The 25,640-nt window shown below is 46.4% G+C and carries 21 protein-coding genes and 3 tRNA genes; 4 read left to right on the top strand and 20 right to left on the bottom strand.

Annotated elements, in window-relative coordinates:
• Positions 1–98: 98 nt before the first annotated feature.
• Both CWI76_RS00550 and CWI76_RS00545 read left to right on the top strand, forming a co-directional pair.
• Positions 99–890: a cytochrome C assembly family protein gene (locus CWI76_RS00550; RefSeq protein WP_126758447.1), complete on the top strand. Its 792-nt coding sequence runs from the start codon at positions 99–101 to the stop codon at positions 888–890.
• A gap of 87 nt (positions 891–977) precedes the next feature.
• Positions 978–2,246 (top strand): HlyC/CorC family transporter, encoded by a 1,269-nt coding sequence (locus CWI76_RS00545; RefSeq protein ID WP_126758446.1) that lies wholly within the window; start codon positions 978–980, stop codon positions 2,244–2,246.
• Positions 2,247–2,252: 6 nt separating this feature from the next.
• Here the strand turns inward: CWI76_RS00545 and CWI76_RS00540 are convergent, their stop codons facing one another.
• Together CWI76_RS00540 and gshA are read right to left on the bottom strand one after the other, a co-directional pair.
• Positions 2,253–2,861: a transglycosylase SLT domain-containing protein gene (locus CWI76_RS00540; protein WP_126758445.1), complete on the bottom strand. Its 609-nt coding sequence runs from the start codon at positions 2,859–2,861 to the stop codon at positions 2,253–2,255.
• Between the two features lie 3 nt (positions 2,862–2,864).
• Positions 2,865–4,460, bottom strand: coding sequence for a glutamate--cysteine ligase (gene gshA, locus CWI76_RS00535; protein WP_126758444.1), 1,596 nt, complete (start codon positions 4,458–4,460; stop codon positions 2,865–2,867).
• Positions 4,461–4,579: 119 nt separating this feature from the next.
• Between gshA and CWI76_RS00530 the strand changes: the two genes are divergently transcribed.
• On the top strand, positions 4,580–6,739 hold the full coding sequence (locus CWI76_RS00530; protein ID WP_126758443.1) for a response regulator: 2,160 nt from the start codon (positions 4,580–4,582) through the stop codon (positions 6,737–6,739).
• Positions 6,740–6,975: 236 nt separating this feature from the next.
• On the opposite strand, the gene CWI76_RS00525 is transcribed toward CWI76_RS00530, so the two are convergent.
• The 9 genes from CWI76_RS00525 to CWI76_RS00485 all read right to left on the bottom strand — a co-directional run bounded on the left by CWI76_RS00525 (position 6,976) and on the right by CWI76_RS00485 (position 14,509).
• Complete coding sequence (locus tag CWI76_RS00525) at positions 6,976–8,106, bottom strand: sodium ion-translocating decarboxylase subunit beta (RefSeq protein ID WP_126758442.1); 1,131 nt, start codon at positions 8,104–8,106, stop codon at positions 6,976–6,978.
• 3 nt (positions 8,107–8,109) lie between these two features.
• Complete coding sequence (gene oadA, locus CWI76_RS00520; protein ID WP_126758441.1) at positions 8,110–9,897, bottom strand: sodium-extruding oxaloacetate decarboxylase subunit alpha; 1,788 nt, start codon at positions 9,895–9,897, stop codon at positions 8,110–8,112.
• A 17-nt stretch (positions 9,898–9,914) separates the two neighbouring features.
• Complete coding sequence (locus tag CWI76_RS00515; protein ID WP_126758440.1) at positions 9,915–10,142, bottom strand: OadG family protein; 228 nt, start codon at positions 10,140–10,142, stop codon at positions 9,915–9,917.
• Between the two features lie 305 nt (positions 10,143–10,447).
• Positions 10,448–10,524 (bottom strand) — tRNA-Arg (locus CWI76_RS00510).
• A gap of 26 nt (positions 10,525–10,550) precedes the next feature.
• A tRNA-Arg gene (locus tag CWI76_RS00505) sits at positions 10,551–10,627 on the bottom strand.
• Positions 10,628–10,639: 12 nt separating this feature from the next.
• Positions 10,640–10,732, bottom strand: a tRNA-Ser gene (locus CWI76_RS00500).
• 202 nt (positions 10,733–10,934) lie between these two features.
• The gene (gene csrA, locus CWI76_RS00495) at positions 10,935–11,129 is read right to left on the bottom strand and encodes a carbon storage regulator CsrA (RefSeq protein ID WP_092854232.1); all 195 of its coding nucleotides are present in this window, start codon (positions 11,127–11,129) and stop codon (positions 10,935–10,937) included.
• Positions 11,130–11,358: 229 nt separating this feature from the next.
• The gene (gene alaS / locus CWI76_RS00490; RefSeq protein WP_126758439.1) at positions 11,359–13,959 is read right to left on the bottom strand and encodes an alanine--tRNA ligase; all 2,601 of its coding nucleotides are present in this window, start codon (positions 13,957–13,959) and stop codon (positions 11,359–11,361) included.
• Between the two features lie 79 nt (positions 13,960–14,038).
• Positions 14,039–14,509: a regulatory protein RecX gene (locus CWI76_RS00485; RefSeq protein WP_126758438.1), complete on the bottom strand. Its 471-nt coding sequence runs from the start codon at positions 14,507–14,509 to the stop codon at positions 14,039–14,041.
• A gap of 33 nt (positions 14,510–14,542) precedes the next feature.
• Here CWI76_RS00485 and CWI76_RS00480 point away from each other — a divergent pair, with 33 nt between their 5' ends.
• Complete coding sequence (locus CWI76_RS00480; protein ID WP_126758437.1) at positions 14,543–15,232, top strand: SIMPL domain-containing protein; 690 nt, start codon at positions 14,543–14,545, stop codon at positions 15,230–15,232.
• On the opposite strand, the gene CWI76_RS00475 is transcribed toward CWI76_RS00480, so the two are convergent.
• From CWI76_RS00475 to CWI76_RS00435, 9 genes are read right to left on the bottom strand one after another with little or no spacing between them, the layout of a single operon-like run.
• Entirely contained in the window at positions 15,229–16,254 is a 1,026-nt protein-coding gene (locus CWI76_RS00475; protein ID WP_126758436.1) for an agmatine deiminase family protein, read from the bottom strand. The two genes, CWI76_RS00480 and CWI76_RS00475, sit on opposite strands and share 4 nt — an antisense overlap.
• Positions 16,251–17,258, bottom strand: a complete 1,008-nt coding sequence (rluB, locus tag CWI76_RS00470) for a 23S rRNA pseudouridine(2605) synthase RluB (RefSeq protein WP_126758435.1) — start codon at positions 17,256–17,258, stop codon at positions 16,251–16,253. The genes CWI76_RS00475 and rluB overlap by 4 nt, the downstream gene beginning before the upstream one ends.
• Before the next feature lie 8 nt (positions 17,259–17,266).
• On the bottom strand, positions 17,267–17,860 hold the full coding sequence (gene scpB / locus CWI76_RS00465; RefSeq protein WP_126758434.1) for an SMC-Scp complex subunit ScpB: 594 nt from the start codon (positions 17,858–17,860) through the stop codon (positions 17,267–17,269).
• Positions 17,841–18,674, bottom strand: a complete 834-nt coding sequence (locus CWI76_RS00460; protein WP_198678540.1) for a segregation and condensation protein A — start codon at positions 18,672–18,674, stop codon at positions 17,841–17,843. Before CWI76_RS00460 ends, scpB begins: the two co-directional genes overlap by 20 nt.
• 6 nt (positions 18,675–18,680) lie before the next feature.
• Positions 18,681–19,307 (bottom strand): L-threonylcarbamoyladenylate synthase, encoded by a 627-nt coding sequence (locus CWI76_RS00455; protein ID WP_126758433.1) that lies wholly within the window; start codon positions 19,305–19,307, stop codon positions 18,681–18,683.
• A gap of 53 nt (positions 19,308–19,360) precedes the next feature.
• Positions 19,361–20,203: a PHP domain-containing protein gene (locus CWI76_RS00450; protein WP_241967916.1), complete on the bottom strand. Its 843-nt coding sequence runs from the start codon at positions 20,201–20,203 to the stop codon at positions 19,361–19,363.
• Positions 20,187–22,208, bottom strand: coding sequence for an NADPH-dependent 2,4-dienoyl-CoA reductase (locus CWI76_RS00445; protein ID WP_126758432.1), 2,022 nt, complete (start codon positions 22,206–22,208; stop codon positions 20,187–20,189). Before CWI76_RS00445 ends, CWI76_RS00450 begins: the two co-directional genes overlap by 17 nt.
• A gap of 53 nt (positions 22,209–22,261) precedes the next feature.
• Positions 22,262–23,623, bottom strand: a complete 1,362-nt coding sequence (locus tag CWI76_RS00440; RefSeq protein WP_198678539.1) for a carbohydrate porin — start codon at positions 23,621–23,623, stop codon at positions 22,262–22,264.
• A gap of 10 nt (positions 23,624–23,633) precedes the next feature.
• Positions 23,634–25,604, bottom strand: coding sequence for a BCCT family transporter (locus CWI76_RS00435; RefSeq protein ID WP_126758431.1), 1,971 nt, complete (start codon positions 25,602–25,604; stop codon positions 23,634–23,636).
• Between the last annotated feature and the right edge of the window lie 36 nt (positions 25,605–25,640).

Here is a 25,640-nt window from a genome sequence, read left to right as displayed (position 1 = left end):
CAAATCAAGCAAAGTTTCCTGATCCTATTGGGTTTAGTCTCGACAATGCATATACTTGGAGCATTCCAATTTTTAGACACAGTGAAATAATAACCGCCATGACCATATTGCTTCTACTCAGTGTTGCGCTTTATGTACTTTCAGCCATTTTACTGTGGCGCAATTTGGTGCGGGCGAAACCGGCATCGTGGACATTATTAGTGGTACCTTTGCTGGCTATCCTGTCTCATTTAGCACTGTTGTGGGGGTATTTGGAAACCGACCACTTTGATCACCTCAACATCACCACCAGCTTGAGCACTGTGGCGTTGCTGCTTGCAAGTTTAACTCTGATTCGCAACCGTCGAGCCGGCGGCTTGTTATTGAGCCCTATTATATATGTTTTCGCGGCAGTAAGTGTCATTCTGATGGTTGTTAGCCCAGCCAACTGGGGCGCGCAATTGAGTGAGGCCAAGGGTTTAGTTGTCCATATTCTTTTATCGTTATTAGCCTATGCCGTATTAATGTTAGCCACCTTGTACGCAATTCAATTGCTCTACCTAAATTATGTGTTAAAACATCACCGCTCCCAAGCTTTGACCGGTTATTTACCACCATTGATGACGGTTGAACGGTACTTTTTCCGTCTATTAAGTGCCGGAACAGTATTGTTGGCGATTGCTATAATCAGCGGATTTATCTTCCTTAACGATATGTTTGCGCAAGGTCAGGCGCACAAGACGGTACTTAGTCTCGTGGCTTTTGTTTTATATGCTGTCGTGATATTTCTGCACCAAGTAAAACAGGCGCGCGGTAAAACCTTAGTGACAACGAGCGTCATCGCAAGTGTCATTTTATCACTAGCCTACTTTGGCAGTCGTTTCGTCAAAGATATTATACTTTCGCTGTAGTTTATGGCTTAAATACTATCGAAGTGCTTGACTTGTTAGCCTAGCTGGCTAAATTAGTCGTTCAGTTTTAAGTTATAGGAATATTTTTTGGACGAGATATCCACCTCGACCCTACTTATCATTCTTGGGGTTTTATTGCTGCTTTCGGCCTACTTTTCTGGTTCGGAAACTGGAATGATGTCAGTCAACCGTTATCGACTTCGACATCTCGCTCAACAAGGTAATGCCGGAGCCAATCGCGTCCAATATCTGCTCGATCGTCCTGATCGTCTCATCGGCCTTATTCTGATTGGCAACAATTTGGTCAATATTGCTGCGTCTGCAGTAGCCACAATCATCTGCTTGCGCTGGTTTGGCGACGCTGGGATTGTGGTCGCAACCTTTGGTTTAACACTGATTGTTCTGATATTTTCAGAGGTCACGCCGAAAACGATTGCTGCGCTACATCCGGAACAAGTTGCATTTCCAAGTTCGGTCATATTGAAGCCACTTCTTCGTGTCATGTACCCACTTGTAGCCGCCGTAAACTTTATTACCAATGGTTTTATGCGACTACTTGGCATTAATCCGAATGGGTCTTCAGGACAAGATGCGCTGAGCTCTGAAGAGCTACGTACCGTGGTGAATGAAGCAAACTCAATGATACCTTCGAGCCACCAAGAGATGCTGCTCAGTATTCTCGACTTGGAAAAGGTAACGGTTGAGGACGTCATGATTCCTCGCGCGGAAATATCCGGAATTGATGTGCAAGATGACGTCAAATCGATCATCAAGCAGCTTAGCCAAGCGCAATACACGCGCATTTTGCTGTACCGTAACGAAATTGACGATGCCGTAGGCTTTCTGCATGCGCGTGACATTATGCAAATAATGACAAAAAACACTGCCGACCTAGATAAGTCAGAGATTGTGCGTGCGGCTCGAGATATTTACTACATTCCCGAGGGTACGCCACTCAACGTGCAACTATTGAAGTTCCAACGAAATAAAGAGCGCATCGGGCTTGTTGTTGATGAGTATGGCGACATTCAAGGGCTTGTCACCTTAGAAGATATTCTTGAAGAGATAGTTGGTGACTTCACGACAAGCATTACCCCAGCCCCAAGCGAAACCACGCAAGTACAACCCGATGGTTCGGTGTTAGTGGAAGGCGTAGCCAATATTCGTGATTTAAACAAAGAAATGAATTGGGAGTTGCCAACCAACGGTCCGAAAACTGTTAGCGGTTTGATTATTGAAACACTTGGCGATATTCCACAGCAGGCACTGTGCTTGAGAATAAATGGTTATGCGATGGAAGTTATCGAAAGCAGTGATAACCTCGTCAAACTCGTTCGATTCATGCCCGAAAAATAGCGCTTATTAGAACAATAAGCGCCACAACCATCCGCGTTTTAACTCATCTTCGCATTGGCGCAATTGCGCGCCATAGCGACCGGCTCTCGCCTTAACTCGTTCAGCAGTTTGCATCAACCAGCGTTTTTTGCGGTACGTTTGCCGTTGATAGCCGCCCCATCCTTCGTGATAATTCAAATACTGTGCGTAAGCATCCCACTTGGATACACCATTAATTTTTTGGCTTTTTGAAATAAACCAGCCCATAAAATCGATGGCATCTTCGAAATCATCACGCGACGACCATGAATTGCCAGTTTCACGAACATAGTCGTCCCAAGTTGCAGTTTTTGCTTGAGAATAACCGTAAGCGCTACTGACGCGTCCCCATGGAATTATCCACAAAATATAATCCCGTGGCGGTACTGCATCGTGCTTAAATGAGCTTTCTTGATACATCATGGCCATGGGAACCTGAATCGGAACTCCCCACTTATCACGCATATCAGCCGCAGCATCATACCAATCACGCTTTTCTTCGAATATTCGACACAAATTCTCAGGCTCTTCAGGCGGCGCCGAAGCACACCCTGATAGAATCAGAGATGCAAGAATAACGGTAAACTTAACCTTCATTTTTTAACAATCCGGCGACTGACATGCAGCACGGCGGAAGTACTCCTCTAAAAATTCATCGAAACTCGTATTAGCGTCTTGTTGCTCTAATTCAGCCTGCGCTGCAAGCGATGCATCACGTAAACGATCAAATTCAGAACGGCTAAAATATTGTAGCGGCTGGTCCCTCAGTTGCTGCTTATACTGACGTGCCAATTGCATACCAAACTTACTGTTATCCATCTGGTTATCTAATAAATAAGATAAAAATTGACCAGACAAGGTTAACTCTGGATTCAAGACACAACGATATTGCTGTGTCACTGTATCACTGTATTCGCTGCCACCGTGGGCTACATCCATAACTTTTGCAATTTGCTGTAAGTCGGCGAAAATATCTTCCAACCAATCGGAGATCGGACGCTCATAATTGTTGTCATTCAGTGTTAATCGAGGATTCCGACCGTCCATCACCACCCGATTAAAATTCTTATCGGTGATAACCTGTTCTTCCCAGCTCAACGGCTCACTTGGTCTGATCGCACAGTACATTAATAGTAAATCTAGGAACCGAATTTGCTCAGCGGTAATTCCGACTGGACTAAAAGGATTCACATCTAATGCACGCACCTCAATGTATTCAACACCACCACGTTCTAAAGCCTGCGTTGGCGTTTCACCAGAGCGCGCTACACGCTTTGGACGAATGGCCGAATAAAACTCGTTTTCGATTTGTAAAATATTATTGTTTAACTGGCGATACTCGCCATCGACTTTAACACCGATTTTGCTAAACCTTGCCGATTCCTTTGTAATGGCTCGACGCAAACCTCTCACATATTCTTCCAATGTGTTGTAAGTGATTTTAAGGTCGGCTTGCTCTTTATTGGTATAGCCTAGGTCACTCATTCGAAGTGACGTTCCATATGGCCGATATACTGTGCCTTTACCCATTGATGAAAACTCAATGTTATCTTCAGTATGTTGTAAAAACGACTTACAAATGGCCGGCGATGCGCCAAATAGGTAAGGGATCAGCCAACAAACGCGTTTATAATTACGAATCAAGTGAAAGTATCTTGTCGACACAAAGTCCTGATTAAACGGCTTGTTTTCATGTTGGGCTAGTATTGCTAATAACTCATCCGACAAACTAAAGTTAAAATGAACGCCAGCAATTATCTGCATTCCGCCACCATATCGATAAGTCAGACCTTTGCGATAGAGTGTCTTCATTTTACCTGTATGTGAACTACCGTACTGTGCAATCACAATGTCTTCAGCTGAGCCGACAAAACACGGCATGCTGAGCGGCCACAGCAACTCATCCCCTAACTCTTGATATGTGACCTTATGAATATCTGATAATTGCTCGAGGGTAACCGCAATATCGCTAGCGACCGGCGTAATAAACTCCATAAGCGTTTCAGCATAATCAGTAGTAATTAGCGGATGTTTAAGAGCCGATCCAAGTGCTTTCGGATGTGGACTCGAAGCTAATTTACCCTGCTCGGTAATACGCAAAGTTTCGCGTTCCACGCCACGCTGAATACCTCGTAAGGCTTGAACGTGCTCGGCTTTGGCGAGAGTCGCCAACAGTTCGGCAAATTGTGACTGCAAAATTTTTCCTGCCTTATCTCATCGAGCCATAAGTTATGGCGAAATATTACTGGTTTATAAACGGTTAGTCTATGTTAGTCGATCACTGTTAAACATTGGCAGTACTGGGCTTGCATGGCATGATAGTACAACTAAAACATATCAATGTTGATTTGAGGCAGTTGATGCAAGTTTCACGTAAGTTAAAACAGTGGCTTTCTAAGTACCGTCGCCGCGCCCAACACGGTGCGGCGAAAACGGCAACGTCTTCACCATCACTGTCGATTGCCGAACGTGAACGTGAACTCCAAGCGGTTGCTGCTGCGAATCAAGCGAAAAGCGAATTTTTAGCGAATGTCAGCCATGAAATCCGCACACCGATTAATGCCATATTGGGCATGACTCAATTAAGTTTGAAAACCGATCTTGATGATCAACAGCGCAGCTATTTACGCTCCATTGAAAGTTCATCGCGTATCTTACTCGGCATTGTGAATGACTTGCTCGATTTTGCGAAAATCGAAGCTGGTAAGCTAACTATAGAAGCCATCCCTTTTGACCTCGAAGAAGTACTTGCGAACCTCGCAGATATGTTTGCTTATCGAGCGTACGATAAGAATCTGGAATTCATTATCAACTTACCTACTAATATTCCGACCCGCCTTATTGGCGACCCGTTGCGATTAAATCAAGTATTAGTCAACCTCGTTAGCAATGCCATCAAATTTACCGAAGATGGCGAGATTGTAGTTGCCGCAACGTTACTCGATATTGACTCTGATAATGTTTATTTACGTCTATCGGTAACCGATACGGGAATTGGTATGGACGAAGCGCAACGAGCCCGATTGTTCGATGCTTTCACCCAAGCTGATGCCTCAACCACAAGACGTTTTGGCGGCACTGGTCTTGGTTTGGCAATTAGTCAGCGTATCGTCAAATTAATGAATCAACATGGCCTTGGCGTGATCAGTTCATTAGGTCAAGGTTCAACTTTCTTTTTGGAAATGCGCTTTCCATTGCAAAAGAATCAAGATGATTCTGGTCGTGATTCACTTATTAATCGGTTACAACAGAAACATGTTCTTGCTATCGAAGATAACTTGACGACACGAGAAATGTTGACTGAATTATTGCGAAGTTACTCTGTCAATGTTGTGAGTTGCCGCACTGCCGAAGAGGCCTTGCAACTTTTAGAGCAACATGATTTTGATGCGGTCATCGTCGACTGGCAACTTCCTGGTATGAGTGGTTTAGAGTTTTGCCAAGAACTCCTGTGCCAAGACACGACATTACCGCGGCTCGTTCTTGCAACTAACTACCACGCTAAAGATATGATTGAACAAGCGCGAGAAATCGGCGTTGCCGAGTATATTGTTAAGCCATATACCAGCTCGGCCCTATTACGCGTGCTCTGCTCAGCGTTAGCTATATCGGGGCAACCATCAGTTCCTGCCGCATCAAACCGACTTGAGGAACTTTGCAGTGCGCCTGTGTTGCTAGTTGAAGATAATGATATTAATCAAATGATTGCCAAAGAAATGCTTCAACAGGCGGGATTAGTGGTTGATGTCGCGCGCAACGGTGAAGAGGCCGTGGCGATGGTGAGAGCAAAGCCCTATGCCTTAGTTTTTATGGATATCCAAATGCCGGTTATGGATGGACTAACTGCCGCCGAGAAAATTCGTGGTTTCTTTTCTTATCAGCAGTTGCCAATTATTGCTATGACGGCCAATAGTAGCGGCGAAGATATCGAACGTTCGTTGGCCGCTGGAATGCAAGATCACATCAGTAAACCAATTGATGAAGGAACCTTGATTGAGGCACTTGAAAAATGGTGTGTGCGTGGTCGCTACACAAACGACGACAAACCACCTGCGACATCACATCCAATTGTCGAAACACCGGAACACGTGTCTTACCCAAATCACAATGGCATCGACTTTAATGGTGCACTTGAACGGCTCGGGCATAACTTAACCCTATACCAAACTCTCGTTGAACGACTCTATAGCGATTATCACCAAGCCCCTCAACAAGTCGTTGAGTTCTTGTCGAAAGGCCAACATGATCAGGCTAAGCGCTTTTTCCATTCATTGAAAGGTGCTGCGGCAAATCTAGGCTTGACCAAACTGTCAAAAGTAGCGGCAATTCTGGAGCAAAGTATGTCATCAGGCGCTGTCAACGAGGTTGCCGATAACATTACGCGACTCGATCCATTGCTTGAACAAGCCAGACAGGCTGTTGCTGATCTCGTGCTGTGGCAGCAGCGCCAACAATCATCAGGAAAACAATCATGACTCGATTTTTGTTTTTGATTCCACTTATTTTAAGCGTTGCTTGGTTCGTTTATTTGAGATTACATGGATGGACATTACGACAAGGCTTAAAGGGTTTTATCTATATCGCAGTTTTTAGTGCATTTATTGCTGTTTTTTACACGCTTTTGTTGTGGTTAACGGGAAGGTGAATTCCCCCTTCCCATTAGCCAAATCGTTTTGAGTCAGGCTTTTTCAGCCTTCTCGCCAACCTAATGTCACCCTACCAAAGCAAGCAATATACCGGCAGCTACGGCGCTTCCGAGAACACCAGCTACGTTCGGCCCCATTGCATGCATGAGCAGGAAATTTTGTGAATTCGCCTCCAAGCCAACTTTGTTGACAACTCGTGCAGCCATCGGCACCGCTGAAACACCTGCGGCACCAATAAGAGGATTAATAGGTTGTTTACTAAACTTGCCCATCACTTTCGCCATGAGCACACCTGACGCTGTCCCGATGCCAAAAGCAACAGCACCGAGCGCTAATATACCGAGTGTTTGTAACGATAAGAATTCTTCAGCAGACAGTTTTGAACCAACCGCAAGCCCAAGAAAAATCGTGACAATATTAATCAGTTCATTTTGCGCCGTTTTGCTCAATCGATCGACCACACCCGCTTCGCGCATTAAATTACCTAAGCAAAACATACCTACCAACGGCGTTGCTGTTGGCAGGAACAATAGTGTGAGAAACAGCACCGCGAGAGGAAATAAGATCTTCTCGCGACGAGCAACCGGGCGTAACTGTTCCATTTGAATTTTGCGTTCCGCTTCAGTGGTCAACAACTTCATAATCGGCGGCTGAATAATTGGAACTAGCGCCATGTATGAATAAGCAGCGACTGCGATAGCACCGAGTAAATCAGGACTCAGCCGCGAGGCAAGAAAAATCGCCGTCGGCCCATCAGCGCCACCAATAATCGCGATGGCTGACGCATCCGCAAGAGTGAAGTCAAACCCCGGTAGGCCGTTTAGTGCAATCGCACCAAGCAAAGTCGCGAAAATACCAAATTGTGCGGCTGCGCCAAGCAATAGGGTTCGTGGGTTGGCCAGCAGCGGACCAAAATCCGTCATTGCTCCAACACCCATAAAAATGAGGAGCGGAAATACGCCAGTCTCAATACCAACGTAATAAATGTAATACAGCAAGCCGCCAGGCTCAGTAAAACCGGCTTGAGGAATATTGGCTAGAATGGCACCAAAACCTATTGGCAGTAACAATAGCGGTTCAAATTTTTTGTGAATCGCTAGGTAAAGTAACAGGGCTCCCACCAACATCATGATGGCGGCCCCCCAAGTAAATGCTGCAATCGCTGTGCTATCCCACAACGTCATTATTCGGTCCATGAATTACTCCAAAGTCAGTAAAACGTCGCCAACATTCACGCTATCACCTTCTTTGGTAGTCAGCGTAGCTACTGTTCCATCATGCTCAGCCTTAATATCAGTTTCCATTTTCATGGCTTCAAGAATAATAAGAACATCACCGGCCTTAATTTGTTGGCCTTGCTTCACCTGAACTTTGAAGACGTTACCCGCAAGTGGTGCTTTTATTTCTCGACTACCGGCTGCTGTGGCCTTCGATGACTCTGGTGTCGATTGCGCTGCTGATGTCGATACTATTTGCCCAGATGGAGCAACCTCAACAGTAAATGTTTTTCCATCCACTCGCACATCATAAACTTCAGTTGTGCCGGCAGTTTTAACAGCACTTTCTGATTGTGATGTCGTCGCTGAAGCGTCCGTTTCGGCATTCGGAGCCGGCTCAAATGCGTCTGGGTTGCCACGATTTTTGAGAAATTTGAGACCTATCTGTGGGAACAGTGCATAGGTTAAAACATCATCGATTTCATTTGATGCTAACTCAATGCCATCAGCTTTTGCTTTTTCTTTAAGCTCCTTTGTTAGTTTTTCTAACTCATCATCAATCAAATCAGCTGGGCGGCAAACAATAGGTTCTTCACCATCTAATACACGTTGTTGCAGTTCTTTGTTTACTGGCGCAGCTGTTGCTCCGTATTCACCACGAAGTACACCACGCGTCTCTTTTGAAATAGACTTATAACGCTCGCCGCTCAGCACATTTAACACGGCCTGGGTACCGACAATTTGCGATGTTGGCGTTACTAATGGAATAAACCCGAGGTCTTCACGCACACGAGGGATCTCTTGAAGAACCTCATCAAACTTATCGGTTGCACCTTGCTCACGTAATTGGTTTTCCATGTTCGTGAGCATTCCACCTGGCACTTGTGCAACTAAAATTCGAGCATCAACACCTTTCAGCGAGCCTTCAAACTTGGCGTATTTTTTGCGAACTTCGCGGAAGTAACTCGCAATATCTGTAAGGTCTTCGAGATCTAATCCTGTATCTCGTGGTGTACCCTCAGTCATCGCAACAATCGTTTCTGTTGCGGAATGACCGTAAGTCATACTCATTGAAGAGATAGCGGTATCCAACATATCGATACCTGCATCAATAGCTTTTTGATAAGTAGCAGTGCTTAAACCAGTAGTCGCATGGCACTGCATTGCAATTGGTATCTTCACCGTCTTTTTCAACGCCGAAATTAACTCGTATGCAGGTTCTGGACGCAGTAAACCAGCCATATCTTTGATGCACAACGAATCACAGCCAAGCGCTTCAAGCTCCTTCGCCATTTCCAACCATTTATCCAAGGTGTGTACCGGGCTTACCGTATATGACATTGTACCTTGTGCATGTCCGTCGACTTCTTTCGCCGCTTTTATTGCGGTTTCTAAATTACGCACATCATTCATCGCGTCAAAAATTCGGAAAACATCAACGCCATTTTCTTTCGCCCGCTCCACAAAACGACGCACCACATCATCAGCATAATGACGATAGCCCAACAAATTTTGGCCTCGTAGCAACATCTGCTGAGGTGTTTTAGGCATTGCCTTTTTTAACTCGCGAATACGCTCCCACGGATCTTCACCTAAATAGCGGATACAGGAATCAAATGTCGCTCCCCCCCATGATTCCATTGACCAATAGCCCATCTCATCAAGCTTTGCGGCAATCGGTAACATGTCATCCAGACGCATGCGTGTCGCTAATAGCGATTGGTGAGCATCGCGTAATACTAATTCAGTCAACTTCAAAGGTTTAGTCATGAAAGCACTCCTTACTTTTACGAACGACGCTGGCGACGATATTGATGAATTGCGGCTGAAATAGCAGCAAGCTGCATTGCGCTTGGCTGCTGCTCACCAGATGATTGAGTTTGCGACTCGACTTCCACTTTACCTGCGATAATGCGTAAAAGGCCCATCGCACCAATTAAAAGCGTTAAAAACACAAAAACGGTGATCATACCCGTCACCATAACCATGAAAGCTTCTGAGATGAGATTCGTCATGCAACGCCTGCTTTTGTTGAGTTTGTTGTTTTAATCCTAATCTAACTTCAGGATAACACAATTTATTTACAGGCAGGGTTTAGCAAAAAAATAGACAATATAAGTGCGAGATATTCGTTATTCGTTATTCGTTATTCGTTATTCGTTATTCATTATTCGTTATTCGTCTTTAGTGTATTGTTTTAACGAATAACGACAAGCGAAGCGATCGAATAACGATAAACGCTTTTAGGGTGTTGTGTTTGTTTTTGTTTTTACGAATAACCAACAACGAATAACGACTAACGCTCTTGGTTTTAGGGAAGTGGCGCACTCGGGAGGACTCGAACCTCCAACCGCTCGGTTCGTAGCCGAGTACTCTATCCAGTTGAGCTACGAGTGCGCATTTCAATTTTGACTGTCAACAAATGGCGCACTCGGGAGGACTCGAACCTCCAACCGCTCGGTTCGTAGCCGAGTACTCTATCCAGTTGAGCTACGAGTGCGTTGTTGACAAATGGCGGTGAGGGAGGGATTCGAACCCTCGATAGAGCTACAAACCCTATACTCCCTTAGCAGGGGAGCGCCTTCAGCCTCTCGGCCACCTCACCGCTTACTTGTGGCGTTGAATTCTAGCGATGTTGACAAATATGTCAAACGATTTTTTGGAATTCGCTGATCGTTTGTGGGATTTTTAAGCATCTGGACGAAAATTCCAACACAACGGTCTATTTTCAGGCAAATTCAAAACGCTGCAGGAACGCTCTAAACGCAAAAAGCTGACTTTCTAAAGTCAGCTTTTTCGCGCAAATCTTATTCTTTATCGGTCTTCTCGCCGTCTTGGTGCTCAGCTTGAATACGCATATAAATTTCTTCTCGGTGAACAGAGACGTCTTTCGGTGCGTTTACCCCAATTCGCACCTGATTCCCTTTTACACCCAATACAGTGACTGTGACCTCATCACCTATCATCAAGGTCTCACCCACTCGGCGGGTTAAGATCAACATTAGCCTACTCCTTCCCTACTTCTGTTTTCCATACGGTTCAGTATAGAACATTACCGCACTATCAGCCTGTCTAATTTACTGCGCCATCGAATATATCACAATTGTTATACGATTCACTAGTTGATTGCGTATTTATTCATCGAGAATAAAATGAGAATGTTCAGTTTACCAATTAAAGCTTACTAACACACTCTCATTTGCCCTAAAGCCATCCGCATCGCTGTGCAACTTATCGCAATAATGATTCAATTTTTTCTTTGGCAACATTCAATGCTTGGCTCAAGTTGTTCACTTCGGTTCCACCTGCTTGCGCCAAATCTGGTCGACCGCCGCCTTTACCGCCGACTTCCGCTGCAGCGACATTAACAACGTCACCCGCTTTTACACGGTCAGTAAGATCTTTGGTAACACCAACGATCAGACTCACCTTTTCATCAGCGGCTAAACCGAGAACCACTATGCCTGATTGTAGTTGATTTTTTAAATCATCAACCATATTCCGCAGAGCTTTCGGTTCAACATTTGAAACTTCTGCAAGTACCACTTTTACGCCACCGATTTCTAAAGCGTTGCCAATTAAATCAGTACCCGCTTGTGAAGCAATTTTCTGATTCAATTCATCAATAGTACGTTCAAGCGCACGACTACGATCAATATGTTGCTGCAATCGTTCGCTAACATGCATCACATCCGTTTTCAGCATCCCGGCAGCTTGGCGAAGTTGTTGCTGCTGTTGCAAGGTAAACTGCACAGCGCCGGCACCTGTTACCGCTTCAATTCGACGTACGCCGGAGGCAATGCCCGCCTCCGATACAATTCGGAACATACCAATATCACCCGTTTGGGTAACATGTGTGCCACCACAAAGCTCCATGGAGAAATCGCCCATAGTCAACACGCGCACATCGTCATCATACTTTTCACCAAACAAGGCCATAGCGCCTTGCTTTTTGGCCTGTTCAATTGGCATGACGGCAGCTTTAACAGCGTGATTCTTATAGATCTCTTCGTTCACTTGACGCTCGATTGCATCAAGTTGCTGTGGTGATACCGCCTCAAAGTGAGAAAAGTCGAAACGTAAACGTTCCGCGGTAACGAGAGAACCTTTTTGTGTTACGTGTTCACCTAACAAGTTACGAAGCGCTGCATGCAACAAGTGGGTTGCCGAATGGTTACGCTTCACCGCTTGGCGGCGTTCCGCATCCACATGGGCTGCAACTTTATCACCAAGCTTCAAGGCCATCGCGGCCTGACCATGATGAGCAATTGCTTTACCAATATATTGGGTATCTTCAACGATAAACTCACCACCATTCGCAACGAGCTTACCTGTATCGCCAATTTGACCACCACTTTCAGCGTAGAAAGGAGTGCGCGATAGTACGATAATCCCCTTGCTGCCAGCAGCTAGTTCCTCAACAGATTCGCCATCAACAAACATTTCGACAATTTCACTTTCGTCGGCTGTTTCGGTATAGCCAGAAAACTCCGATTTTTGCGCCGACTTCAGGCGTTGATTGTAATCAACACCAAAATTAGATGCCTGCTGAGCACGTTGGCGTTGTGCTTCCATGGCTTCGTTGAAGCCATCCTCATCGATGGTTAATCCTTTCTCACGCGCTATATCAGCGGTTAAATCCATCGGGAAGCCATAGGTATCGTAAAGTTTAAATACCAGTTCGCCGGGTAACACGGTACCCTCTAAGCTTTCCAACGCATCGTTTAGAATACTGAGTCCGCGCTCGAGGGTTTTACCGAACTGCTCTTCTTCACGCTGCAATGCTTGTTCGATTACCTTTTGTTTCTCTTGCAACTCAGGGTAAGCGTCTCCCATCTGCGTTACGAGGCTCGCAACGAGCTTATAGAAGAAGTTTCCCTTAGAGCCGAGCATACTACCGTGGCGCACAGCACGGCGAATAATACGACGCAATACATAGCCACGACCTTCATTTGATGGCTGCACACCATCTGCAATCAAGAAGCTGCATGAGCGAATATGATCAGCAATGACGCGTAATGATTTATTGTTTAGATCATCGGTGCCAATCACTTTAGCGGCATCGCCGATAAGCGCTTGGAACAGGTCAATCTCATAGTTGCTGTGAACGTGTTGGAGCACTGCGGCAATTCGTTCAAGCCCCATGCCGGTATCCACTGAAGGCTTTGGTAATGGCAATAAGGTTCCGTCTGCCTGACGGTTATATTGCATGAATACCAAATTCCAAATTTCAATGTAACGGTCGCCATCTTCTTCAGGCGTTCCCGGCGGTCCGCCCCAGACATCATCGCCATGATCATAGAAGATTTCCGAGCATGGACCGCAAGGACCGGTATCACCCATCGCCCAAAAGTTATCTTTAGCACCGATACGAGAGATTCGATCGGTAGGGACACCAATCTCTTTCGCCCAGATATCGTAAGCTTCATCATCTTCAGTAAAAACGGTCACCCACAGCTTATCTTTCGGAAGTTTTAATTCTTCGGTGAGAAATTCCCAAGCGTATTGAATGGCTTCGCGTTTGAAGTAGTCACCAAAACTGAAGTTGCCTAGCATTTCAAAAAAAGTGTGATGGCGCGCGGTGTAGCCAACATTTTCAAGGTCATTGTGCTTACCACCAGCGCGTAAACAGCGCTGAGATGAAGTTGCACGCGTGTAGTCGCGGTGCTCATCGCCCAAAAATACGTCTTTGAAAGGCACCATTCCGGCGTTGGTGAATAACAACGTTGGGTCGTTACCTGGGATTAATGATGCTGAAGGGACGCGATGATGGCCCTTGGAAGCGAAGAACGCGAGAAACGCTTCACGAATTTCCGCACTGGTCATTTGCATGGACTACTTCCTACGACGTTTTGGGTAAAAAATGGACTAAAATATTAGGCGAAATGCTACCACGAAAGAAACGGCTAAACTAGTCTGCATCAGCGTTAGCTTGACGATCAAGCGCCTGTTTTATCTCACCGAAACTGTAACCACGTTGCATCAAGTGGCGAATCATTTTGTCGCGCTGTTTTTGATCTTGCGGCGGCGTTTCACCAAATTTTTTAATTAAACGCTCATAACACGCCTGATTCCAATTGGGCTGCTCAGTTTGCAAAATATCTTCGATTAACTCGCTCGATAGACCTTTTTGCGGAGCACGAGCCATTATTTTTCGCACGCCATCTCCCTTGGCGATACATGCTCGAACCCAAACTTGTGCGAAACGACGATCCGATTGCCAGCCGTTTTCTTGCGCTTTAGTCAGAACCATTTCAATAATTTGGTGGTCGAAACCTCGTTGTTTTAACTTCTGTTTTAGCTCTCGGGCACTATGTTCTCGACGCGCTAGCAAACGGATGAGCGTTTCTTCTGCTTGAAGTCTTTCGTTTTCAGCTGTCATATTGATGTGTTATCAACCGTATTTGGAGGCGCTATGTTACTTCGCCATGCAATTATCTTGAGTTTATTTAGTGGAATTCTCGCCGGCTGCCAACCGCCAAGCTCCGACATGACGCGAACCGTTAGCGTGACTGGGCATGCCGAATCACTGGTGGCTCCTGATCAAGCCAAATTGACTATCAGCGTTAATCGCGATGGTGCAGAACTTGCCGATATCAAACAACAAATTGATCAAGTTTCGGCATCAATCATAGCATTTCTTCGCGAACAGCAAATAGATGATGCGGACATCACGTCTTTCAAAGTAAGTGCCAGTCCGGCATACGATTACCAGGATGGCAAACGTGTTGCTCGTGGATTCACTGCTACGCGCCAAATCCAAATCACGCTGCGAGACCTGACGCAATATGACAGTATTGTCGATCAAGCTTTACAGGCGGGCGCAACACACATCATGAATGTTGAGTTTATCATCAGTGAAACTGACAAAATTTATCAGCAATTACTTGCCTCAGCGGTCGAACACGCGCGTCAAAAAGCAAGCAATATGACGAGCGCTGCTGGCAGCACACTCGGCGAGGTTATTTCTATCCAAGAGAGTAGTCACGCGCCGGCTGTCAGTCAGCAAGCGATGATGCGCATGCAAGAAGCTGCCGACGTTAGCTTACCGGGCAAAAATGAATTAAGAGCACAAGTCAGCGTCACTTATCGTATACGTGATTAAGGCGTTGGCAAGGTCATACAATGCAGTGCCCCACCGGCTTTTATGAATTCATCGGCTGCAGCACCAATGATTGTAAGTTGTGGTGCTGAACGCCGTAAAATTGCGAGTGCCTCGGCGTCAGTATCTAAACCAAATTGTGGCACCAGCACAACGTTCCCTGTGCGCACAAAGTTAACGTAACTTGCCAGCAGTGGAGCCTTGCCTCGTGGAAGCACGCCAGCTTGCTCGCGAATACTCTGATACTCACTTAAAACAGGTGTAATCGCTTCCGGTTGAGGCACCACAATCACCTTGAATAGTTCACCCTTTGCATTTGTCCAGCGCCGCGCTACTTCAAGTTGTTGGATATAATCATCGGTTAATGATGATGCTGCATTCGGTAGGCTAACCACAATGGTATTGGCGTCTAAAAACTGCACTTGGTTATCGGCATGACCACCGGTTTCATCGGCAGGGTGAGCAAAATGCAACCAATAAAGGTGAGTTATTTGAAGCTCAGCTTTCAGATATGTTTCAATGTCTAAAGCTGACCAAGTTGGATTATTTCGAATGACGCTTACACCATGAATGACCGCTGTACCAGCACCATCAGTGCTGATTGCACCGCCTTCGAATACCAAGTCATGGGCACGGTAAGTGACATTCAATTGATGTGCTAAACGCTCAGCAAACAATTGATCATCGTGAAAGTTGGGGTACAGACCATGCCATGCGGAAAATTTGAAACCATGTGCAACGAGCGTTTGCGTGTCGCTGCGAGCCCATAGCGGACCGATATCACGTGGCCAAGCATCATCATACTTCATGGAAAAAAGGGAAAACTGATTTGATATACGCTGCTGGACCGCATCGTATTGATCGGGATGAACGCCAATAACAATATTCTGATAAGGCTGAAGGCGTTCCGCGAGTTGCAACAACTGACGCTGTGCAGGCTCTCCGTTATCACGCCATACATCGTTACGAAAAGGCCACAGCGCTAGCAGTGGCCCATTCAGTTGCCAATCAGCCAACAGACTCATGAGCGTGTTCGTTGACGTCCATTGGGTTTACGTTTTTTGTTGGCGTTCGTCCGCGATGATGGTTTACCAGTTGACGGCGCTTTACCACGCGGACTGCTTGGCTTACGTGGGTCTCTGCGCGGAGCTTTTCGTTGCTCCGGCGTAGGCTCTTCAAGATTTGCTCCGGGACCGCGTTGTTGCAGTTTTTGCGCATTAATTCGACGCGCACGTGAATAGCGTTTCTGCCGTGACTCACCTTGACGCGGATCGATAAACGTACGGGTTTCTTCAGGCAACCCAACCAAGTCGCGTAGATAATTAATATCTTTTAGGGATAGCTCACCCCAGCCACTTTGAGGTAAGCCTTGTTCTAATTTGATATTCCCGTAACGAACACGAATTAGCCGGCTTACTTGCACGCCCTGTGACTCCCACAAACGGCGAACTTCGCGGTTACGACCTTCCGTTAACACAACGCGAAACCATTGATTCATGCCTTCGCCTCCACCACGTTTAATTTCTTTAAACGCAGCAGGACCATCTTCCAATTGAACGCCTTGCTTCAACTTTCGCATCATTGCATCAGTAACTTCACCAAACACACGAACTGAATATTCTCGCTCAATTTCATGGCCCGGATGCATCAATCGATTGGCTAGTTCACCATCAGTGGTGAATAACAGTAGACCCGATGTGTTCACATCTAAACGACCCACTGCTACCCAACGCGCGCCTTGCATACGAGGTAACCGATCGTACACCGTTGGGCGGCCTTCCGGATCGCGTTTTGTACACAATTCACCTTCTGGTTTGTGGTACATCAATACGCGACAGACAACATCTTCTGGCTGCTTGATGCTCACTTCGCGACCATCAATGCGCACAACCGCATTGGTATCAATTCGTTCGCCTAATGTGGCGACCTGGCCATTGACGCTTACGCGCCCAGCAGCAATCATCGACTCCAACTCACGGCGCGAACCATGACCAGATCGGGCTAGTACTTTTTGCAGTTTTTCACTCATGGTGGATATTACTCTGTATTTGTCGCTGTCTCAGCGGTTATCTCAAGTTTAATCTGAGCGGTCTGCCCGGCATTGCTGCCTCGCTCGGGAGGTTCCGGAATTGCAGGTAATTCAGATAAATCGTGTAAGCTAAAATAATCTAAAAACTCATTCGTTGTGGCATAAAGCTGCGGGCGCCCAGGTACTTCACGATGACCAACTACTTTGATCCATCCCCGTTCTTGCAACGTCTTCATAATATTGGAACTGACGCTGACCCCACGGATTTCCTCAATGTCGCCGCGAGTAATCGGCTGCCGATACGCAATTAATGCAAGCGTCTCTAATAATGCCTGTGAATAGCGCGGAGGCTTCTCTTGCCACAAACGACTTATTATACCACCCAATTCCGCGCGCGTCTGAAATCTATATCCAGACCCAACTAAAATGAGTTGCACACCACGTTCTTGATAGTCGCTCTGCAATTCGCGCAGTACGTCTTTTAGTTGTTTTTTCGTGACGTTTTCGGGGGCAAAATGATCCGCAAGCTGTTGCTCACTCAACGGTGACTCGGCAACAAATAGCAATGCTTCAATAGCCTGTTTAAGTTGTTGAATCTGCATAAACTTGCTCTCGATTTGTCACATGAATTTCGCTAAATGCATCGACCTGAGTTACTTCTACTAATGCTTCTTTCACGAGTTCCAAAATAGCTAAAAAACTAACAACAACGCCAGCTCGCCCTTCTTTGGGCTCAAAAATATCGCTTAATCGGAGCCGTTTTTTTGTCTGCAACAAATCTAAAATACGGCTCATCCGCTCGCGGGTCGATAATTTTTCTCTTTGTACATGATGATGGTTCTGCAACTTAGCCTGAGCCAACGCTTGACTAAAGGCAACAGCAAGTTCAGCCAGAGTTACTTCTGGCAACTGCTGTTCAATTAATTCCTGTGCATCAGTCTGTGCGTGCGCTACAAAATTATCGCGCCCCGTTTGTGGCATTCCATCAAGATGTTCCGCGCCTTGGCGAATGGCCTCGTACTCTTGTAATCTTCGAACGAGTTCAGCTCTCGGATCGTGTTCATCCTCGTCCTCAGCTGGCGGCCGTGGTAACAGCATGCGACTTTTAATTTCAGCCAGCATGGCAGCCATCACCAAATAATCTGCCGCCAACTCTAATTTCAAATCTTTCATCATATCGACGTATTCCATGTACTGTTTGGTAATGGGCAGTATTGGAAGATCGACAATATCGAGTTTTTGACGGCGAATTAAATAGAGTAACAAATCCATCGGCCCGGAAAAGCTCTCAAGTATTAGCTCAAGCGCATCCGGCGGAATATAGAGGTCTTCGGGTTTTTCAATCACTGGCTCACCACGGACAAAGCCCAGCGGCAGTGATTGTTGTTGAGCGATAGTCACGTCAGCGTTGCTCATCGCACTTTATGCATCCACAAATGGCGAAATATCGCCAGCACCTTCCCGAACTACTTTGACTGCGTCGTCGGCTAAGTCAATCACGGTAGTTGGCTCTTCACCACGATGCTCACCATCAATGATCAGCTCAACTTGTTGGTCTAATCTTTCGCGAATCTCATAGGGATCAGACTCAGCAAACTCATTATCGTCGAGAATTAAACTCGTCGACATTAATGGTTCACCCAACGCTTCAAGTAATGCCATAACAATTGGGTCATCCGACACCCGAATACCGATAGTTTTGCGTTTCGGATTCAGCAGGCGCTTTGGGACTTCTTTGGTACCTTTCAAAATAAAAGTATAAGCTCCCGGTGTGTTGTTTTTAAGCAGCCGAAACGCTTGGTTATCAACACGCGCGTACGTCGACAACTCTGATAAATCACGGCACATTAGGGTGAAGTGATGGTCTTTATCAATATTTCGAATACGACAAATGCGTTCCATGGCATTTTTGTCACCAATACGGCAACCTATGGCATAGCCTGAATCGGTTGGATAAACCACCACACCACCCTGCAAAATAATCTCAGCGGCCTGTTGCATCAAGCGCTTCTGCGGGTTTTCTGGGTGTACACTAAGGTATTGGCTCATAATAATTAAATTTGTCTCATTGCGGTTGCTTTAACACAGCCTACTTATACTGCTTACCATAGGGTCCATATTGGCACACAGCGCTCTGGTAAACAAAGATTTTTACCTAACTCACGCCAGCGTGCCGGATAATGAAAATCAGAGCCAACAGAGGCTGCCAGGCCAATTTCTTCAGCAAACGTCGCCAATGCTTCGCGCTGACCGGGTGATTGTGTGCCAATGGCAACTTCGACACCGGTTACGCCGACCTGTTTAGCCTCGGTTAATAAGCGCCGTAACCATTTATTACTCAATTGATAAGCATGAGGATGTGCGATTACCGTCACACCGCCAGCGGCCGTAACCGCCGCCACCGCATCGGCTAAGTTCACCCATTGCGTGGCAACATAAGCTTGCTGGCCTTTCCCCAAATAACGCCGGAATGCCGACTCAAACGAGCTGACCCAATCACCTTCAACCATGGCATCGGCAAGATGCTTGCGGGTCGGCATCGTCATAGCCTGTGCCATTGGCGGTTGTACATCAATGCCAGCTTTGTGAAGCTTCGCTACCATGGCTTGGTAGCGGTCGCGACGGCGTTGTTGTTGCTGCGCCAATAGCTGTTCCATGCTTGGTGCATCGGCGTTAAAGTTCAGCGCCACCAAATGAATTTCGAAACCTTCCCACGAACAAGTGATTTCTGTACCCACAATGAGTTTTAAAGGTAGCTGGTGTTGCGCAATAAACGCTTGTGCCACGGCAACACCACCTACCGAATCGTGATCAGTTATCGCCAAATGCGTGACGCCCTGCTCACAGGCGCGCTGAACCAACTCTGCGGGGCTTAATGCGCCATCAGAATAGTAGCTATGACAATGTAAGTCATAACATGGTGTCACATCAAATGCTGGCTGCAAGCTCGGCTCCTTGACGAATGGCTCGTTTCGCATCGAGTTCGGCGGCAACATCTGCGCCACCAATTAAGTGCACCGATACGCCCTTTTCTTGTAGTGCGTCATGTAACTCGCGCTGTGGCAATTGCCCGGCGCATACCACAACGGTATCAACGGCAAGCAGTTGCTCGGTGCCCTCAATTTCAATCCATAAGCCTTCGTCAGTCACTTTCTTGTAAGTAACACCGGCAATCATTTCCACGCCTTTTTTCTTCAGCGTCGCACGATGCACCCAACCCGATGTTTTACCCAATCCCGCACCTACTTTGGAGGTTTTGCGCTGTAATAACCACACCTCGCGTGGACTATGTTCAGTCGCCTGAGGCATTAATCCACCGCGATGTTCATAACTTTCATCAACTCCCCATATTTGCGACCACTCGCGAACATTTAGGGTTGGCGAATGTTCAGTAGTTAGGTATTCCGCTACGTCAAAGCCAATACCGCCAGCACCAATTAGAGCTACTTTATGACCGACCGGTTTGTGATCACGAAGTACATCGAGATAGCCAAGAACATTTTCGTTGTTAATGCCTGGAATATCTAATTCACGAGGCACGACACCAGTAGCCAATACAACCTCATCATATCCGCCTGAACTCAAATCATCAGCTGTTTGACGCGAGTTTAAGTGAACGTTGACACCGCTATCTACCAGACGATTTTTAAAATAACGAATAGTTTCGTGGAATTCTTCTTTGCCTGGAATCTGCTTGGCATAGTTAAATTGACCACCGATGTCGCTTGCGCCGTCGAATAAATCGACATGGTGTCCGCGTTCTGCTGCGCGGCAAGCAAACTCGAGTCCTGCAGGGCCCGCTCCAACAACGGCAATGCGTTTAGCTTGTGCAACCGGAGTAAAGACTAACTCACTTTCATAACAGGCTTGCGGATTGACCAAACAGCTTGCCCGCTTATTTTCAAAAACGTGGTCAAGACAGGCCTGGTTACAAGCGATACAGGTATTAATTTTGTCGGCTTCATTGCGATTGGCTTTTGCAACAAAATGCGGGTCGGCAAGCAAAGGACGCGCCATCGACACCATATCAGCTTCGCCATCAGCTAAGATTTTTTCCGCAACTTCAGGCGTGTTGATGCGGTTGACGGCGACTACCGGAATAGATAGTTCTTGTCGAACTTTTGCCGTAATCCAACTAAATGCTGCACGCGGCACTGAGGTCACAATGGTTGGCACTCGAGCCTCATGCCAGCCAATACCACTATTGATAATGGTTACCCCGGCCTGCTCAACAGCCTTACCGAGTGCGATTACTTCATCGTAAGTATTTCCGTCCGGCACTAAATCGAGCATTGATAAGCGGTAGACAATAATAAATTCTTGCCCTACCGCTTCGCGAATGGCCTTGATAATTTCAATGGCTAAACGACTACGGTTCTCAAAAGAGCCGCCCCAGCGATCCGTTCGCTTGTTTGTTCGCGGGCAAATAAACTGGTTGATTAAGTAGCCTTCGGAACCCATCACTTCCACACCATCATAGCCGGCCTTCTGCGCCAGCTTAGCGGCACGTGCAAAATGGCGAATCGTGGTGAGAATTTGCCGTTCGCTCATCGCTCTCGGTGCAAATGGGTTAATTGGCGCTTTGATTTTACTCGGAGCGACAGAAAATGGGTGATAGGCATAGCGACCGGTATGCAAAATTTGCATACAAATCTTGCCGCCCTCAGCGTGCACAGCCTCGGTTACTTTGCGGTGTTTTGCCACATGCCAAGGCTTGCTCAGTTCACTACCAAAAGGGCTCACGCGGCCGCGAAAATTCGGACTAATACCGCCAGTGACAATTAACCCAACGCCGCCTTTCGCGCGCTCGGCATAAAAGGCGGCGAGTTTATCAAAGCCATTTTTCTCTTCTTCAAGCCCGGTGTGCATCGAACCCATCAACACGCGGTTCTTGAGTTGCGTAAAGCCTAGATCGAGAGGCTGAAATAAATGCTGGTATTTTGTCGTCACAGTGACCTCAACTTAAACAACTGTTTGAATAGGGTCACTGTACTCATTTTTGCTCAAAAATAATAGCCTATATTAATGTTGAAACGGGTGTTGGTATCCGTAGCATTGCCGCTCATGGAGCCACCAACAAACGGTTGATTACGTGCTGTCACCAAATCAAAGTAGGTGTACAAACCGCCCGCTGAAACCGCAACGCCTAGCACATTCATTAATGTATCTTCGGAATAAAAACGTTTATCGGTCATCAAGCTAAAATCATTGTAAAACGTTAAGTTGGTTACCGGCCCCCATTTCACTGGAAGACTGTACGCGATGTTTGCTGAGTACAAGGTAGCTTTCGTTGGAATGGTATCAAAGTAATTGTAGGCGCCCACGACAATGCCTGCATTCGTAACATCCATATCGTAATCGTATTGCGTGACTTGCCCCATGAACGTCCAGCGATCGTAGTTATAAAGACCATGAACTGCCCAAGCAATACGTTCGCCAACATTATCAACGCCATCATTCATGTCGCCCCACTGCACTGATGCGCCGAATTCTGCTGAACGAATATCGTCAAACGACCATTTACGCACACCGCGTAATGCCCAGCTATTGGTTTCGGCAGCGAGAACAGTCGGATCATCATACAAACCTTCATCAGGGATCCGAATACCAACCGCATCGTAAGCGTAACGATCCGATTTATTCGTTGCTAAACCGTCTGCACCACCGAGCTCATCCGATTTAAAGAAGGCAACGTCAAAATCCCAGTCGGCATCGCGATAACGCATTTTCGCGCCCATATCGTGGTCATCTTCTAAACCAACGTAAAAGTTTGAGCTAAAAAAGTAGCTGTTTGAGTTATACGGCGTGTTACCGAATGGGACTTTAGTTACCCCTAACTGCCCTTGCCAGTTCTCGGTGAAGTTGTAACCAACCCATGCATGTTGCACCACATCCATATACTGGAACCATCGATATTGAGCTGACAAAATCACATCACCAATTTCGCCATTGTAGTCAATTCGAACCAGATCAAAGTCAAAATCGCCACCGCGATCTTTCAGCGGGTCATTATAATCTTCCCATACGTACTGAGCCCGTACTGCACCACCTATTTGTATTGGTGCATTTTGAGCCTCTTGCACATCCTCTTCTAAACGCTCCACTCTTGCTGCTAAGGCTGAGCTTCTTACCTCACGCCGCGGCGCAAATTCTTCTTGTTGGTCAGATTGTTGCGCTTGATCTTGCTGCTCCTGCTGCTGCGAGGCTACGCGTTGCTCTAAATCGACAACACGTTGTTTCAACTGCTCGATTTGTTCAAGTAGCTGCTGTAACTCTTCAGTGCTTGTCAACTCATTTGCCTGACCAAACGCACTTGGTGCGGTGATCAAAGTCGCCATCGCTACGGTTAACAGTTTCAATTTCATAGTCTGTTCCTTAACGCAGAACATGCAGGAAATGCATGTGTTTGTGGTAATGATCGATGATATCTCCTATCACAGCATCACGTGACCAACCTAAAATATCGTAATCTTGGCCGCCCTCACGTAGGTGAACTTCAGCGCGATAGTATTTCTGTTCTTCAGGGGCATCTACTTGCTCCCCTTCGGCATAGATAAATGCTGGCTGGATATGTGAGGCAAGTTCAACTTGATAAATAAAATCGATTTCGTCACCATGAATGACGCGAAATGTCTTAAGGTTCTTATCGTCAACTTGCAATACAACGGTTAGCCCACTTGCTTCCATTTCTTCAGCAACATCTTTAAATGCCGGCTCAACAACTTGCAATAAGAAACGCTGACCCACTGACTTGCTCGGAAAGTCGATAATGTTGTGCAAGCGTTCACGCCAATTCTTGTTGCTCTGTGATGACGCAGTTAAATAGCTGTTCTGTAGCGTATCTTTTTTATGAACGTCTACACGTAAGGCTTGGATCAATCCATAAGTTGCCACAAGAAGAATGATCGTAAACGGCAGCGCGCTAGCGATGGTCATAGTTTGTAATGCGCCTAAACCACCAGCCAAGAGCAGAATAATAGCGACGATTCCTTCTCCGCTCGCCCAGAATATACGTTGCCACGCCGGTGTATCATCGCGACCATTGGAGCACAGCATATCGACTACCATGGAACCCGAGTCGGATGAAGTGACAAAGAAAACGACAACCATAAGCGTCGCAACCACACTCAAGAAACTACTCCACGGAAACTGCTCCAAAAAGGCAAATAGAGCAATCGACACATCGTTTTCAACCATTTCACCGAGCGACACAACGCCCTTATTAAGAATCATATCAATGGCTGAGTTACCGAAAAATGTCATCCACATGAGCGTGAAGCCGGCAGGCACCAATAACACACCTAAGACGAACTCACGAATCGTGCGTCCACGCGAAACGCGCGCAATGAATAAACCTACGAACGGTGCCCAACTTAGCCACCACCCCCAATAAAAGACAGTCCAACCGCCAATCCAATCGGTTTTTTCATAGGCAAACAGGTTAAACGTGTTATTGACGAGTTCAGACACATATGAACCCGTATTTTGTACAAATGCTTGTAAGAGGAATACGGTTGGCCCAAGTAACAAAACAAACACCAGCAATAACACGGCAAGAATCATGTTTAGTTCGGACAGTCGACGGATACCTTTATCCAAACCAGTGGTAACCGAAATAACTGCAAGTAAAGTTACACCAATAATCAGCAATACTTGTACCGTGTCAGAAACCGGAACATCGAATAGGTAATTAATACCAGCGTTAATTTGCGTCACACCATAACCTAAGGATGTTGCTACCCCGAATACGGTACCGATCACCGCAAACACGTCAACAACATGACCGATGGGGCCATATATTCTGTCACCAATCATAGGGTAAAGCGCCGAGCGAAGCGTAAGCGGTAAGCCATGCCGATAAGCGAAAAAGGCGAGAATTAATGCGACAATGGCATAGATAGCCCAAGCATGAAGGCCCCAATGGAAGAATGTAATCTTCATCGCCTCACGAGCGGCTTCGACACTACCTGCCTCTGCTACTGGCGGAGCTAAAAAGTGCATCACTGGTTCGGCTACACCGAAAAACATCAAACCGATACCCATCCCTGCGGAGAACAACATTGAAAACCAGGTGATTTTTGAATAATCGGGAGCAGAGTGATCAGGGCCGAGCTTAATCGCACCCATTTTCGAAAAGCCCAGATAAAGAACGCTCAGAAGTATAATTGCGACGGCAAGCACATAGAACCAGCTACCATTCTCAATAATGGCTGCCTGAACGGTTTGAAACCAACTATTCGCTGTTTCTGGGACAATGGCTGCGAATAATAAAATCACAATGATTAAACCGGCCGCACTATAGAATACAGGGGGATTCAGTCTTGCAGGAGCGTTAGTATCGTTCATTCTATGTCCTTGCTTGAATTGAAAAACTTTCGATTA

Origin of the sequence: Pseudidiomarina marina, from assembly GCF_003987045.1 — a bacterium.
Classification (GTDB): domain Bacteria; phylum Pseudomonadota; class Gammaproteobacteria; order Enterobacterales; family Alteromonadaceae; genus Pseudidiomarina; species Pseudidiomarina marina.
This window is presented reverse-complemented; position numbering and strand designations above follow the sequence as displayed.